Source organism: Xanthomonas sacchari, assembly GCF_024266585.1.
GTDB lineage: Bacteria > Pseudomonadota > Gammaproteobacteria > Xanthomonadales > Xanthomonadaceae > Xanthomonas_A > Xanthomonas_A sacchari_C.
On the sequence record NZ_CP100647.1, the window covers coordinates 2,196,973 to 2,211,444 of the forward strand.

The 14,472-nt window shown below is 69.0% G+C and carries 10 protein-coding genes; 8 read left to right on the top strand and 2 right to left on the bottom strand.

All coding sequences use genetic code 11. The annotated features are described in order from the left end of the window. Positions 1-456: 456 nt before the first annotated feature. Positions 457-2,580 (bottom strand): glycoside hydrolase family 97 protein, encoded by a 2,124-nt coding sequence (locus tag NKJ47_RS08945; RefSeq protein ID WP_254461105.1) that lies wholly within the window; start codon positions 2,578-2,580, stop codon positions 457-459. 240 nt (positions 2,581-2,820) lie between these two features. Between NKJ47_RS08945 and NKJ47_RS08950 the strand changes: the two genes are divergently transcribed. The 3 genes from NKJ47_RS08950 to NKJ47_RS08960 are packed head-to-tail and all read left to right on the top strand — an operon-like array spanning position 2,821 to position 8,185. Further along, complete coding sequence (locus NKJ47_RS08950; RefSeq protein ID WP_254461106.1) at positions 2,821-5,022, top strand: Six-hairpin glycosidase-like protein; 2,202 nt, start codon at positions 2,821-2,823, stop codon at positions 5,020-5,022. Next, positions 5,019-6,503, top strand: coding sequence for an MFS transporter (locus NKJ47_RS08955; protein WP_254461107.1), 1,485 nt, complete (start codon positions 5,019-5,021; stop codon positions 6,501-6,503). Before NKJ47_RS08950 ends, NKJ47_RS08955 begins: the two co-directional genes overlap by 4 nt. Before the next feature lie 8 nt (positions 6,504-6,511). Continuing rightward, on the top strand, positions 6,512-8,185 hold the full coding sequence (locus NKJ47_RS08960; protein ID WP_254461388.1) for an alpha-amylase family glycosyl hydrolase: 1,674 nt from the start codon (positions 6,512-6,514) through the stop codon (positions 8,183-8,185). Between the two features lie 148 nt (positions 8,186-8,333). Here the strand turns inward: NKJ47_RS08960 and NKJ47_RS08965 are convergent, their stop codons facing one another. Beyond that, complete coding sequence (locus NKJ47_RS08965) at positions 8,334-9,398, bottom strand: LacI family DNA-binding transcriptional regulator (RefSeq protein ID WP_254461108.1); 1,065 nt, start codon at positions 9,396-9,398, stop codon at positions 8,334-8,336. A gap of 348 nt (positions 9,399-9,746) precedes the next feature. Between NKJ47_RS08965 and thrS the strand changes: the two genes are divergently transcribed. The 5 genes from thrS (at position 9,747) to pheS (ending at position 14,389) form a co-directional block, all read left to right on the top strand. Continuing rightward, positions 9,747-11,651, top strand: a complete 1,905-nt coding sequence (gene thrS / locus NKJ47_RS08970; protein ID WP_254461109.1) for a threonine--tRNA ligase — start codon at positions 9,747-9,749, stop codon at positions 11,649-11,651. A gap of 48 nt (positions 11,652-11,699) precedes the next feature. Next, a complete protein-coding gene (gene infC, locus NKJ47_RS08975; RefSeq protein WP_254461389.1) occupies positions 11,700-12,239 on the top strand; it encodes a translation initiation factor IF-3 in 540 nt (179 codons plus the stop codon). A gap of 385 nt (positions 12,240-12,624) precedes the next feature. Next, entirely contained in the window at positions 12,625-12,822 is a 198-nt protein-coding gene (gene rpmI / locus NKJ47_RS08980) for a 50S ribosomal protein L35 (RefSeq protein ID WP_010342861.1), read from the top strand. 10 nt (positions 12,823-12,832) lie between these two features. After that, the gene (rplT, locus tag NKJ47_RS08985; protein WP_010342859.1) at positions 12,833-13,192 is read left to right on the top strand and encodes a 50S ribosomal protein L20; all 360 of its coding nucleotides are present in this window, start codon (positions 12,833-12,835) and stop codon (positions 13,190-13,192) included. A gap of 201 nt (positions 13,193-13,393) precedes the next feature. Continuing rightward, entirely contained in the window at positions 13,394-14,389 is a 996-nt protein-coding gene (pheS, locus tag NKJ47_RS08990) for a phenylalanine--tRNA ligase subunit alpha (RefSeq protein WP_254461110.1), read from the top strand. Positions 14,390-14,472 lie beyond the last annotated feature (83 nt).

Genomic DNA, 14,472 nt, shown 5'->3' on the forward strand with positions numbered 1-14,472 from the left:
TTGCGAAGATCTGAACCGGCGAGGCGGCCGGATGTGCGTGTCGCGCCGCCGCACGGCGGTGTCGCGATTGCGCTGTATGGTAGACACGCGGCTTCGTCGCGAACGCCCGCTGCATACGTATTCACTGGAGCGCATCGCATTGGAAGCGCTTTCAGGGCCGCACTGTCGCGTGCACGTCGCGACGCCGGTATCGTTGCGAACAGGCGCATGCTCGATGCGTCGACGTGGCCCCTCGTGAACGCGCGGACGCGGCGCGGTAGCAGTGCCACGGTTTCGCGCCAGTGCGGGGTTACTGGGGCGCGTTGCGGATGGCACGGCACACGTATTGCCCAATTGCCCTGCGCCACAGCGCTGTCCTGCCGCGCACGATGGCGTGACGCCGTGCATGTGACCAGGCATCGCGCGCGTGCGCCGCCGACGTGCCGCCGGCGGCGCCGCATGCGGCACGGTGGCGCGCTAGCGCGGCGCGGCCGTGCCGGCGGAGGCCGGCGCCGGATCCAGCGGGACGAAGCGGATCGCCTGGCCGCCGCCGGGGGCCAGCTTCACCTGCAATCGATCGCCGCTGGTGACTTCGCGCTGCTCGCGCACGAAGTCGAACGGATTGCGCTGGTAGTCGGCGGCATCGCCGTCGCGGTAGATCTCGGCGCGGTAGCGCACGCCCGGCTCGAGGAAGCCCAGCGCGATCGGCAGGACGCGGCCGTGTTCGTCGGTGATGCTGCCGAGGAACCAGTCGCGACTGTGCCGGTCCTTGCGCACGATGGTCACGTAATCGCCGACCTCGCCGTCGAGTACGCGGCTGTCGTCCCAGTCCACTGCCACGTCCTCGATGAAACGGAAGGCGTCGCGGTGCTGCAGGTAGTGTTCGGGCAGGTCGGCCGCCATCTGGATCGGGCTGTACAGGGTCACGTACAGCGCCAGCTGCCGCGCCAGCGTGCTCGGAATCGCGCGTCCGTCGCGGCCCTTCAGGCTGAGGATGCCGGGGGTGTAGTCCATGGGGCCGGCCAGCATCCGCGTGAACACCAGATCGACTTCGTGCTCCGGCGGATTCGGCGGCTCGCCCCAGGCGTTGTATTCCATGCCGCGCGCGCCTTCGCGCGAGAGCCAGTTCGGGTAGGTACGGCGCAGGCCGGTATCCTTGATCGGCTCGTGGGCGTTGACCGACAGGTGGCGCTTGGCCGCCTCCTGCACCACCTTGAGATGGTGGCGGGCCATGAACTGGCCATCGTGCCATTCGCGCCACAGCGGACCGCCGGCCGGATTGCGCCGGTCCACCTGGCCGTCCTCGCAGACGTAGCCGGTCTTGAAGGTGTCCACGCCCAGCCGCGCATACAGATCCAGCGCCGCATCCAACTGGTCCTCGTAGTGTTCCACCGCGCAACCGGTCTCGTGATGGCCGATCAGGTGCACGCCCTTTTTCGCTGCGTAGGCGCTGAGCGCGGCGATGTCGAAGTCCGCGGTGGGGCGAGTGAAGTCGAAGTCATAGCCGTTGCCGCCCCAGTCGCCGTCCCAGCCGGGGTTCCAGCCTTCCACCAGCACGCCGCGGAAGCCGTGCGCGGCGGCGAAGTCGATGTAGCGGCGGGTGTTGGCGGTGGTGGCGGCATGCCTGGGGCCGCGTGCCCAGGTCTGCTCGTTCAAATGCATTGACCACCACACGCCGACGTACTTGGCCGGATGCACCCAGCTCACGTCGCCCAGCGCATTGGGTTCGTTGAGGTTGAGGATCAGGTTGGAATCGACCAGGCCGCCGGCGGTGTCGCTGATCTGCAGCGTGCGCCACGGCGTGTCGAAGGGCAGGGCGCGGCGCACCTTCCAGCCTTCCGCCGACGGCGACAGTTGCGCGTGCAGGCGCTGGCCTTCGCCACGGCGCAGCCACATGCCGGCGTAGTCGACCAGGGCCGCTTCGTGGATGGACAGGTGCAGGCCGTCCTGGCTGCGCAGGGTGAACGGCGTGTGCGCCAGCGGCACTTCGCGCAGCGGCGTACGCCGGTACAGGTATTCGTAGTGGATGGTGCCGCCGGCCGGGATCCACCAGGCGGTCGCATCGGGGACGATGTCGAACTCGGTCAGCTCCTCGTCGATGATCGCTTCCTGCATGCCGGCCTGCTGCGGAAAGCTGTAGCGGAAGCCGAGCCCGTCGTCGTAGACGCGGAACACCACCGCGAAGCGGCGCTGGCGGCCGCCGCGCTCGCCCAGCTCCACACGCAACTCGTTGTAGTGGTTGCGCACGTAGCGGCGCTCGCCCCATGGCTGTTCCCAGGTCTCGTCGACGCTGCGGCTGCGCTGGTCCAGCACGGCCAGGTCGCGGTCCAAATTGCCGTCGCGCAACTGGAAGCCGAGCCGCGAGTCGCCGACCACCGGTTCGCCCAGGCGCAGCACGCGGTAGCTGGGGCGGCCGTCGTCCAGTTGCAGCGAGACCTGCAGGACCTTGCCGGGCGAGTCGACGCTGGCCACCGTCTGCGGTGCCGCGTGCAGCTGTGGTGCGATGCACAACAGCACGCTCGCCAGCAGCGACGGCAGGCGTCGCGCCGGACGCGGGCGAAACGCGGGCAGGCGCGACAAAACGTGAAGCGGCAGCGGCATATCCCCTCCCAAGGCGACCGTGGCAGCGCAACGACTATAGCCGCGGCATCGCATGCCGCCGTTGCGCAGCGCATGAATACGTATGCAAGCGCACGCGCCGCCGTGCCGCCCGTCTACCATGTCCACAGCGCCCCGCGATGCGGAGGCGGCGACCGCGGCGCCGGCAATGTCGGCCCGTGCTTTCACCACGCAGGCAAAGAGGGAGGGAGGTCGATCGGTGCGAGCCGGTCTGCCGCTTCGATGCTGAAGATGATCTGCTTGGCCGCCACCTTGGGTGCTGCGGCGTCGGCGTCTGCTGGACAGACGTCATTGCACTGGCGTGGCCAGACCGCGCAGGCCGAGGCCACCGCCGATGGCGGCTTCGTGCTGCACGCGGCGCACGGCACGCGTACGCTGCCGGCACAGCCGCTGCGCAGCGAGACCGACAGCCCGCTGTTCGATGCGCTGTTCGCGCTGGCGCAGCAGGAACTGCGCGACGACCAGGTGCAGGCGATTCGCGACCCGGCGTTCGATCACGGCAAGCCGTTGCCGTGCGATTGCTACCAGACCGGCGAGCGCTGGCCCTACGTATGGACCCGCGATGTCAGCTATGCCGCGGATCTGGCCCTGGCACGGCTGGACCCGGAGCGCACGCGGCGTTCGCTGCGCTTCAAGCTGTCGCCGATGCGCGGCGCCGATGCGCTGCCGGGGCTGTTCGTGGCGCAGGACACCGGCTCCGGCGGCAGCTGGCCGGTGAGCAGCGACCGCGTGGTGTGGTTCCTGGCTGCGCGCCACCTGCTGGACGAACCGGGCTTCGCCGCCGACACCCGCGCCGCGCTCGCCGCCACGCTGGCGCAGGACCGTGCGTTCGCGTTCGATCCGCGCATCGGCCTGTACCGCGGCGAGACCTCGTTCCTGGACTGGCGCGAGCAGACCTATCCGGCCTGGACCCGCGAGGACGTCGGCTTCATCGCCAGTTCCTTCGCGCTGTCCACCAACGTGCTGCACTACCAGGCGCTGCGCCTGGGCGAGCGCCTGGCCCGCGAGCAGGGCGACACGCAGGCGGCCACGCGCTATGCCGGCTGGGCCGATGCGCTGCGCCAGGCGATCGCCGAGCGCTTCTGGCGCGAGGACCGCGGCACCTACGTCAGCTATATCGGCACCGCCGAGCATCCAGTGCGCTACGAAAGCTACGATCTGCTGGGCCTGTCGCTGGCGGTGCTGGCCGACGTGCTGCCCGCCGCGCGCGCGCGCCAGGCGCTGGCGCGCTATCCGGCGGTGGAGGCGGGCAGCCCGGTGGTGTGGCCGCAGCAGCGCGAGGTACCGATCTACCACAACCGGGCGATCTGGCCGTTCGTCAGCGCCTATGCGCTGCGCGCGGCGCGGCATACCGACGACAGCGCGCGCATCGACCTGGAAGTGCGTTCGCTGCTGCGCGGCGCCGCGCTGGCCGGCTCGAACATGGAGAACTACGAGTTCCTGAGCCAGGCCGCGCATGTCGACGACGGCCCGCTCAGCGGGCCGGTGGTCAATTCGCCGCGGCAGCTGTGGTCGGTGGCCGGCTATCTGGCGATGGTGGTCGAGGGCGTGTTCGGGGTGGAGGACGACGGCCGCGTGTTGCCCAAGCTGCCCGCCAGCCTGGTGCCGTTGCTGTTCGGCGAGCGCCAGGAGATCGCCTTGCAGTTGCAGGACCGACGCGTCGTGCTGCGGCGGCCGGCGCAACTGCAGGGCGACCTGCTGGTCGCCGGCGATACCCGCAGCCAGGACGGCGTGACCACCGTCGATCTGGTCGCGCGGCGCAGCGGTAGCGCGCCCCTGCATGTGCTCGCGGCGGCGGACGTCTTCGCGCCGCTGGCGCCGCCGGCACCGCAGGTGCGGCGCGAGGCGCAGGGCTGGCGCGTGCAGGCCGCCGCGGACACGCTGCTGTACGTCGATGGGCAGGCGCGCACGGGAAGCGCCGACGGCATGCTGTTGCCGCTGGCCGAGCGCGTGCAGTGCCTGAGCCTGACCCGGCGCGGGGACCGCTGGGAGTCGCTGCACAGTCCCACCGTCTGCGTCGGCGACGTCGCGCGCGTGGACGGCGCCGACGACTGGGCGTGGACGGCGCCGCACGATGGCGAATACCGGCTGAGCCTGCGCTACGTCAACGCGCATGGCCCGATCAACACCGGCGTCACCGCCGCGGTGAAACGCCTGCAGGTGCAATGCGGTGCGGCGTCACCGCAGACGCAGCCGCTGGTGATGCCGCACAGCGTGGGCGAGCAGACCTCCACGGCGGCGGCGTTCACCCTGCAGGCCGGGCAGCGCTGCCACGCGCGGCTGTTGCCGGCGGCGAACATGAGCGCGCTGCAACACTTCGCGCGCTACACCGGCGGGCAGGGCGGCGCCGATGGCGTGGTCAATGCCGCCGATGTCGCCGCACTGTTGATCGCGCCGATCGGCGCTGCCGGAGGTCGCCCATGAGGGACGTGGCCCGCGCCAAGCCGGCGCTGTCGTTCTGGCAGATCTGGAACATGTGCTTCGGCTTCCTGGGCATCCAGTTCGGCTTCGCCCTGCAGAACGCCAACGCCAGCCGCATCTTCCAGACCCTGGGCGCGGACATGGAGCAGGTGCCGGGGCTGTGGATCGCCGCGCCGCTGACCGGGCTGATCGTGCAGCCCATCGTCGGCTACCTGTCCGACCGCACCTGGAACCGCTTCGGCCGGCGCCGGCCGTACTTCATGGTCGGCGCGCTGTTCACCACGCTGGCGCTGCTGGCGATGCCGAACTCGCCGGCGCTGTGGGTGGCGGCCGGCACGCTGTGGGTGCTGGACGCCTCGATCAACATCTCGATGGAGCCGTTCCGTGCCTTCGTCGGCGACCAGTTGCCGCCGCGCCAGCGCGCCAGCGGCTACGCGATGCAGAGCTTCTTCATCGGCGTCGGCGCGGTGGTGGCGAGCATGTTGCCGTGGCTGCTGGCGCACTGGGGCGTCAGCAACACCGCCGCCCCCGGCGAGGTGCCGGCGACGGTGCGTTACGCGTTCTACCTCGGCGGCGCGGTGCTGTTCCTGTCCATCGGCTGGACCGTGCTGCGCACCCGCGAGTATCCGCCCGAGGATCTGCACGGTTTCGACGATGCCGTGCCGGCCGCGCCGGCGGCGCAGCCGCGCCGCGCCGATGTCGCCGCTGCGCTGTGGGGCGCGGTGGGCATCGCCGGGGGCGCCGCCATCGCCGTCAGTGGCGGCGACCGCATGCTGTACGTGCTGGCCGGGCTGTGCCTGGGCTACGGCGCGCTGCAGGGGCTGGCGCCGCGCCTGCGCCGCGGGCACATGCTGGCGGCGATCGTCTGCGATCTGCAGACCATGCCGCAGGCGATGCGGCGCCTGGCTTGGGTGCAGTTCTTCTCGTGGTTCGCGCTGTTCGCGATGTGGATCTACACCACCGCGGCGGTCACCCAGACCCATTACGGCACCCACGATGCGACCTCGGCCGCATACAACGACGGCGCCAACTGGGTCGGCGTGCTGTTCGCCGCCTACAACGGCTTCGCCGCGCTGGCGGCGATCGCGATCCCGCGGCTGGTGCGCGCCTGCGGGCTGCGCATGAGCCATCTGCTGAACCTGTGCCTGGGCGCGGCCGGCCTGCTGTCGTTCCTGTGGATCCGCGATCCGCAGTGGCTGCTGCTGTCGATGGTCGGGGTGGGCTTCGCCTGGGCCTCGATCCTGTCGCTGCCCTACGCCTTGCTGTCGGACAGCGTGCCGGCGGCGAAGATGGGCGTGTACATGGGTATCTTCAATTTCTTCATCGTGATCCCGCAGTTGGTCGCGGTCAGCGTGCTGGGCTTCGTGCTCACGCACTGGCTCGATGGCCGGCCGCTGTACGCGCTGGTGATCGGCGGCGGCAGCCTGCTGGTGGCGGCGCTGTGCGTGCTGCGGGTGCCGTCGGATTCGGGAGCAACTGCATGATCGATCGGATGTCGCTGCTGGCGCTGGCCCTGTTGGGGGCCTGTGCCGCGTCCGCGCAGGCCCATGCGCCTGCGCAGGAGGAGTTCTACGGCACGCTCGAGCCGTTCGCCAGCGAGGCGGTGTACTTTGTGGTCACCGACCGTTTCGTCAACGGCGACCCGGGCAACGATCACCGCGACCAGGGCGGCGCGCACCGCACCTTTGACATCCCGATCCCGGCGCCGCCGGGCGAGAGCGACAACATCGGCTACCTCGGCGGCGACTTCAAGGGCGTGGTCGACAACGCCGGCTACATCCGCGACCTGGGTTTCGGCGCGGTGTGGATCACCCCGATCGTCGACAACCCCGACCAAGCCTTCACCGGCGGCAAGCCGATCACCTGGGGCAGTTCGCTGAGCGATCGCGGCAAGACCGGCTACCACGGCTACTGGGGCGTCAATTTCTACAAGCTCGACGAGCATCTGCCGAGCCCGGGGCTGGATTTCGCCGGCTTCACCCAGGCCATGCACGCGCAGCAGCTGAAGGTGGTGCTGGACATCGTCGGCAACCACGGCTCGCCGGCCTGGACCATGCCCAAGCGGCAGCCGATGTTCGGCCAGGTGTTCGACCGCGACGGCAAGCTGATCGCCGACCACCAGAACCTGCCGCCATCCAAGCTGGACCCGGCACACAACCCGCTGCACGCGTTCTACAACACCGGCGGCAACCTGGCGCAACTGTCCGATTTCAACGAGCGCAACCCGGCGGTGATGGACTACCTGGTCGGCGCCTACTCGCAATGGCTGGGGCAGGGTGCCGACGCGTTCCGCATCGACACCATCGGCTGGATGCCGGACAGCTTCTGGCATGCGTTCGTGCGCCGCATCCGCGCGCAGCGCCCGGGCATGTTCATGTTCGGCGAGGACTTCGACTACGACGCGCGCAAGATCGCCGGCCACACCTGGGCGAACAATGCGGGTGTCAGCGTGCTGGATTTCCCGCTCAAGCAGGCGCTGGCGGCGACGTTCGGACACGCCCGGCGCGGCTACGAGACGCTGCAGCCGGCGCTGTACATGGAGCGCGGCCCGTACGCCAATCCGTACGAGCTGATGACCTTCTACGACAACCACGACATGGCGCGGCTGGACGCCAGCGACGCCGGTTTCATCGACGCGCACAACTGGCTGTTCACCGCGCGCGGCATCCCGGTGATCTACTACGGCTCGGAGACCGGCTTCATGCGCGGCCGCGCCGAGCATGCCGGCAACCGCAACTACTTCGGCCAGGAGCGGGTGAATGCCGCCCCGTCCAGCCCGATCTTCGCGCCGCTGCGGCGCATCGCCACGCTGCGCCAGCGCAGCCCGGCGTTGCAGCGTGGGCTGCAGCTCAACCTGCGCCTGTCCGGCGACGAGGCGGTGTTCTACCGCGTGTTCCAGCATGCGGGCACCACCCAGACCGCGCTGGTGCTGCTCAACAAGGGCGATGCGCCGCGCACGCTGGAGGTGCGCCGCTACCTGCAGCCCGGCATCTGGCGCGACGGCTTCGACGGCAGCGCCACCGAGGTGAGCGATGCGTTGCGCGCCGAGGTGCCGGCACACGGCGTGCGCGTGTTCCTGTCCGATGCGCCGATCGTGCGGCCGGACCTGCGCGCGCGCCTGCGCTGGCTGATGGCGGCCAAGGACGGGGTCGCGCCGACGCCCTGAAGCTTGGGGATGCGCGTCCGCCTGGTGCGTCGGCCTGCGCTCGCCGTCCACGCGTGTTGGGTGGTGTGAGCCGGTCTTGCGGACTCCGCGTTTCGCTCCTGGAGCCGGCCTGCGTCCGGCTCGCGACCCGACGCGCGGGCGTGACGCCTCAGCCGCGCAGCGAGGAGCCGCGCAGCGCCAGCGTCACCGGCAAGGTGCGGCTGCTCACCGGCTGCCCGGCGATCTGCGCCAGCAGGGTCTCCACCAGCACCGCGCCGGCCAGCTTGGTGTCCTGCTGCACGGTCGACAGCGCCGGGTCGACGCTGGCCGCCACCGGGATGTCGTCGAAGCCGGCCAGGGCCACGTCCTCGGGCACGCGCAGCCCGTGCTCGCGCAAGGCCTTCAGCGCGCCGATCGCGATCAGGTCGCTGGCGGCGAACAGCGCATCGAAGCGCTCGCCGCGGCCGAGCAGGGCCAGCGCCGCGGCGTAGCCGGACTGTTCGGTGGTGATCGCGTCGACCTGCAGCGCCGGCGTGGCCTCGGCAGCGGCCGTGCGCAGCGCCTGCAGGTGGCCGCGGTAGCGTTCCAGGAATTCGGGGTAATGGTTGGAGGCGTCGCCGAGGAAGGCGATGCGGCGGCGGCCCTGCGCCAGCAGGTGCGCGGTGATGTCGTGGCCGCCCTGGAAGTTGTCGCTGCCGATCGACACGCCCGGCTGCCCGGGCAGCACCGCGCCCCAGCGCACGAAATGGATACCCTGGTCGACCAGGTGCTGCAGCCGCTGTTGCGCCTGCAGGTAGTCGCCGTAGCCGAGCAGGATCAGCCCGTCGGCCTTCTGGCTGTCGCCGTAGTCGGCGCGCCAGTTGTCCGACAACTGCTGGAACGACACCAGCAGGTCGTAGCCATGGCGGGCGCAGGCGCGGGTGATCGACCCCAGCATCGAGTGGAAGAACGGGTTGATCAGCGAGTCGTCGGTGGTCGGGTCCTCGAAGAACAGCAGCGCCAGGGTGCCGGCATTGCGCAGGCGCAGGCTGGAGGCGTGCTTGTCGACCTTGTAGTTCAGCTCGCGGGCGATCGCCAGGATCTTGCGCCGGGTCTGCTCGTTGACCGCCGGGCTGCCGCGCAGCGCGCGCGAGACGGTGGGTTGCGACACGCCTGCCAGGTAGGCGATGTCCAGCGATGTGGCCTTGCCTTTGATGACGGCGCGTCCGATGCGGAGAAAACGTGACCGAAGCATGCCACGGCGCCCGCCGCAGCTCTTGCTGCGGCGCAGCGAGGCGGTGGCGAGGGTCGGTCCGCTGGCGTCCAGGAGGGGCTGTCGGCGCGAGCCGGGATCGCCAAAAGTTACCAATTGCGCGCTAACTGGTTTACCATCGTGCCCATCACCTGATCCGGACCTGGGTGGCCCGCGGCAACGCCGGCCGAGCGTGCGACATGAGCACTACCACCGCCCTCGCGTGAGTTCCCGCCCAAGGCTGTCCGAGCAGGCGCCCTTGTGGCGCCTTCTTTCTGTCCCGCGCCCAGTCGCGACCGCCGCCGTGGTGGCGTGGACGCCGTCCTTCCGTTTCCCTTTCCGCCGACTCCCATGATCACGATCACGCTCCCCGACGGCAGCCGCCGCGAATTCGAACACCCCGTCAGCCCCATGGACGTGGCCCAGTCCATCGGCCCCGGCCTGGCCAAGGCGACCATCGCCGGCCAGGTCGACGGCCGCCTGGTCGACGCCTGCGACCTGATCGACCACGATGCCAGCCTGCGCCTGATCACCGCCAAGGACGCCGAGGGCGTGGAGATCATCCGCCACTCCTGCGCGCACCTGGTCGGTCACGCGGTCAAGCAGCTGTACCCCGAGGTCAAGATGGTGATCGGCCCGGTCATCGCCGAGGGCTTCTACTACGACATCTACAGCGAGCGCCCGTTCACCCCCGAGGACCTGGCGGCGATCGAGAAGCGCATGCAGGAGCTGATCGCGCAGGACTACGACGTGATCAAGAAGGTCACCCCGCGCGCCGAGGTGATCGAACTGTTCAAGCAGCGCGGCGAGGACTACAAGCTGCGCCTGATCGAGGAGATGCCCGACGACGTCACCGCGATGGGCCTGTACTACCACCAGGAATACGTGGACATGTGCCGCGGCCCGCACGTGCCGAACACGCGCTTCCTCAAGGCCTTCAAGCTGACCCGCATCTCCGGCGCCTACTGGCGCGGCGACGCCAAGAACGAGCAGCTGCAGCGCATCTACGGCACCGCCTGGGCCGACAAGAAGCAGCTCGACGCCTACATCCTGCGGATGGAGGAGGCCGACAAGCGCGACCACCGCAAGATCGGCAAGCAGCAGGACCTGTTCCACCTGCAGGAAGAGGGCCCGGGCCTGGTGTTCTGGCACCCCAAGGGCTGGTCGATCTGGCAGGTGGTCGAGCAGTACATGCGCAAGGTCTACCGCGACAGCGGCTACGGCGAGGTGCGCTGCCCGCAGATCCTGGACGTGTCGCTGTGGCAGAAGTCCGGCCACTGGGACAACTACCAGGACAACATGTTCTTCACCGAGTCGGAGAAGCGCACCTACGCGGTCAAGCCGATGAACTGCCCGGGCCACGTGCAGGTGTTCAACCAGGGCCTGCACAGCTACCGCGACCTGCCGATCCGCTACGGCGAGTTCGGCGCCTGCCACCGCAACGAGCCGTCCGGCGCGCTGCACGGCATCCTGCGCGTGCGCGGCTTCACCCAGGACGACGGCCACATCTTCTGCACCGAGCAGCAGATCGAGGCCGAGGTCACCGCCTTCCACCAGCAGGCGCTGAAGGTGTACGCCGACTTCGGCTTCGACGACATCCAGATCAAGATCGCCTTGCGCCCGGAAAAGCGCCTCGGCGACGACGCCACCTGGGACAAGGCCGAGGCCGCCCTGCGCGCCGCGCTCGGCGCCTGCGGGGTGGAGTGGCAGGAGCTGCCGGGCGAGGGCGCCTTCTACGGCCCGAAGATCGAGTACCACCTGAAGGACGCGATCGGCCGCACCTGGCAGCTCGGCACCATGCAGGTCGATTTCATGATGCCCGGCCGCCTCGGCGCCGAGTACGTGGACGAGCACAGCCAGAAGAAGCATCCGGTCATGCTGCACCGGGCCATCGTCGGCTCGATGGAGCGGTTCATCGGCATCCTGATCGAGCACCACGCCGGCATGTTCCCGGCCTGGCTGGCGCCGGTGCAGGCCGTGGTCATGAACATCACCGACGCGCAGGCGGAGTATGTAGACAACGTGCGGAAACTCCTTGCAAATCAAGGCTTCCGCATCGAGGCCGATTTGCGGAACGAAAAAATCGGCTATAAGATTCGCGAACACACGCTGCAGCGGGTGCCGTACCTGTTGGTGGCGGGCGACCGCGAGACCGAAAACGGCGCCATTGCGGTCCGCACGCGATCGGGGGAGGATCTGGGCACCATGTCGGTCGCCGCCTTCGCCGATCGGCTGCGCGCCGAGCAGTTGGCGTGACACCACCCTGGCGCGGACGGAGCCTCCGACCGCGCCAGTCCGATTCCCCTGGGAGATTGCAACATCAGTACCCCTGACAACAAACAGAACCGCAAGAACCAAGAGATCCGCGTCCCGCGCGTGCGCGTGATCGGCGCGGACGGCGAGATGGTCGGCGTGTTGACCCGCGACGAAGCGCTGGCGATGGCCGAGGAAGACGGTCTGGATCTGGTCGAGATCCAGCCGCAGGCCGATCCGCCGGTCTGCAAGATCATGGACTTCGGCAAGTTCAAGTTCGAGCAGCAGAAGAAGGCCAACGAAGCCAAGAAGAAGACCAAGCAGGTCGAGATCAAGGAAATCAAGTTCCGTCCGGTCACGGACGAGGGCGATTACCAGATCAAGCTGCGCAACATGCGCCGCTTCCTCGAAGAGGGCGACAAGGTCAAGGTCAACATCCGCTTCCGCGGCCGCGAGATGAGCCATCAGGAGCTCGGTCGCGAAATGGCGGCACGGATCGAGGCCGATCTGGGCGAGGACATCGTCATCGAATCGCGCCCGCGCCTGGAAGGCCGGCAGATGGTGATGATGATCGCGCCGAAGAAGCGCTGATCCGCGGACCGCAGCCCAGGATCGCGCCCCGCCACTGGTGGGTGCGCGTTTCCTCGTCATCTGCGGGCAGCTCCTTCTGACACTCCGGGCGCAGCGTGGCTGCGCTGCCGCGGCGTGCCCGTGCGCCGTGCAGCCTGTGCGAATCCCGAATCCCGAATCCCGAATCCCGGCGCGCCAGCGCCCAGATCGAACTGCATGATTTGCAAGGCATTCCAAGCCCTGGCATAATGCGCGGCCCAGTTCATCGGGATTGCCGTTCGCGCGGCAACAGGACCCGCCCGGATCCTCAGTGGATCAAGGGCTTACAAGCAGGTAAGGGCACGGACGGAAAGTGTGGCGCAGCCACCGCCCTGACCAGTGACAAAACACCATCAAGGACATTGCAATGCCCAAGATCAAGACCAACCGGGCGGCGGCCAAGCGTTTCCGCAAGACCGCCTCCGGCAAGTACAAGGCCGGCCACGCCAACCGTAGCCACATCCTCACCAAGAAAGCGACCAAGCGGAAGCGCAACCTGCGGCAGACGAACCACGTCCGTGCCGAGGACGCAGGCCGTCTGGACCGTATGCTTCCCTACCTCTGAGGACTGAACCATGGCTCGAGTCAAGCGTGGCGTCCAGGCGCGCCGTCGTCACAAGAAAGTTCTGAACCTCGCCAAGGGCTACTACAACGCCCGTCGCAAGGTCTTCCGCGTCGCCAAGCAGGCGGTGATCAAGGCGCAGCAGTACGCCTACATCGGCCGCAAGCAGAAGAAGCGCAATTTCCGTTCGCTGTGGATCACCCGCATCAATGCGGCGGCCCGCATCAACGGCATGAGCTACAGCCGTTTCATGAACGGCCTGCTCAAGGCCGGCATCACCCTCGACCGCAAGGTGCTGGCGGACATCGCCGTGCACGACGCGCAGGGCTTTGCCGCCCTGGCGGAGAAGGCGAAGGGCGCGCTGGCGGCATAAGTGCGAGTCCCCGCAGGCACCCGCGCGTCCATGTGCGGGTTTCGGCGGGAGCAATCGCAGGCATGCAGGGGAAGGGCGCAAGTCCTTCCCCTTTTGCGTTTTTGGGCGTCCCGGCGACGGGGCGCCTGCCGGAGAGTGAGGTTCCGCATCGGCGGGACACGGTGGCCACGGGTTCGGCCGGAGCAGTGAGGCGCGAGTGCAATGAGTGAGATCGATTCCCTGAGCGGGCAGGCGCTGGCGGACATCGCCGCGGCGCAGAGTCCGGAGGCGCTGGAGCAACTGCGGGTCGCGCTGCTCGGCAAGAGCGGCAGCATCACCGCCCAGCTCAAGCAGCTCGGCGCGCTGGCGCCGGAGCAGCGCAAGCTGGCCGGCGAGGCGATCAACCGCGCGCGCGACACGGTGTCGACGGCGCTGGCCGAGCGCCGCGCGCTGCTGGAGACCGCGGCACTGGACGCGCGCCTGGCCGCCGAGCGCATCGACGTGACCCTGCCGGGCCGGCACGGCGAACGCGGCGGCCTGCACCCGGTCACGCGCACCCTGGAGCGCATCACCGAGATCTTCGCGCGGCTGGGCTACGAACTGTCCGACGGCCCCGAGATCGAGGACGACTGGCACAACTTCGAGGCGCTGAACTTCCCGCCGCACCACCCGGCGCGGGCGATGCACGACACCTTCTATTTCGGCGACGGCCGCCTGCTGCGCACCCACACCTCGGGCGTGCAGGTGCGCTACATGGGCGAGCATGCGCCGCCGCTGCGCATGATCGCCGCCGGCAAGGTCTACCGCAGCGACAGCGACCAGACCCACTCGCCGATGTTCCACCAGGTCGAAGGCCTGCTGGTCGACGAGCACGCGACCTTCGCCGACCTCAAGGGCACCCTGGCCGAGTTCGTGCGCGCGTTCTTCGAGCGCGACTTCCAGATGCGCTTCCGTCCCAGCTATTTCCCGTTCGTCGAGCCCGGCGCCGAGGTCGACATCGCCTGGCAGCAGCCCGACGGCAGCACCCGCTGGCTGGAAGTGCTCGGCTGCGGCATGGTCCACCCGAACGTGCTGCGCAACGTCGGCATCGACCCGGAACGCTACACCGGCTTCGCCTTCGGCATGGGCGTGGAGCGCTTCGCGATGCTGCGCTACGGCGTCAACGACCTGCGCGCCTTCTTCGAGAACGACGTGCGGTTCCTGCGGCAGTTCGCTTGAGGCTGGGAGTCGGGAAACGGGAATCGGGAATGGGCAAGGCAATGCACAGGCTCGTTTCCACTCTCCGTTTCCGTTCCAGCAGA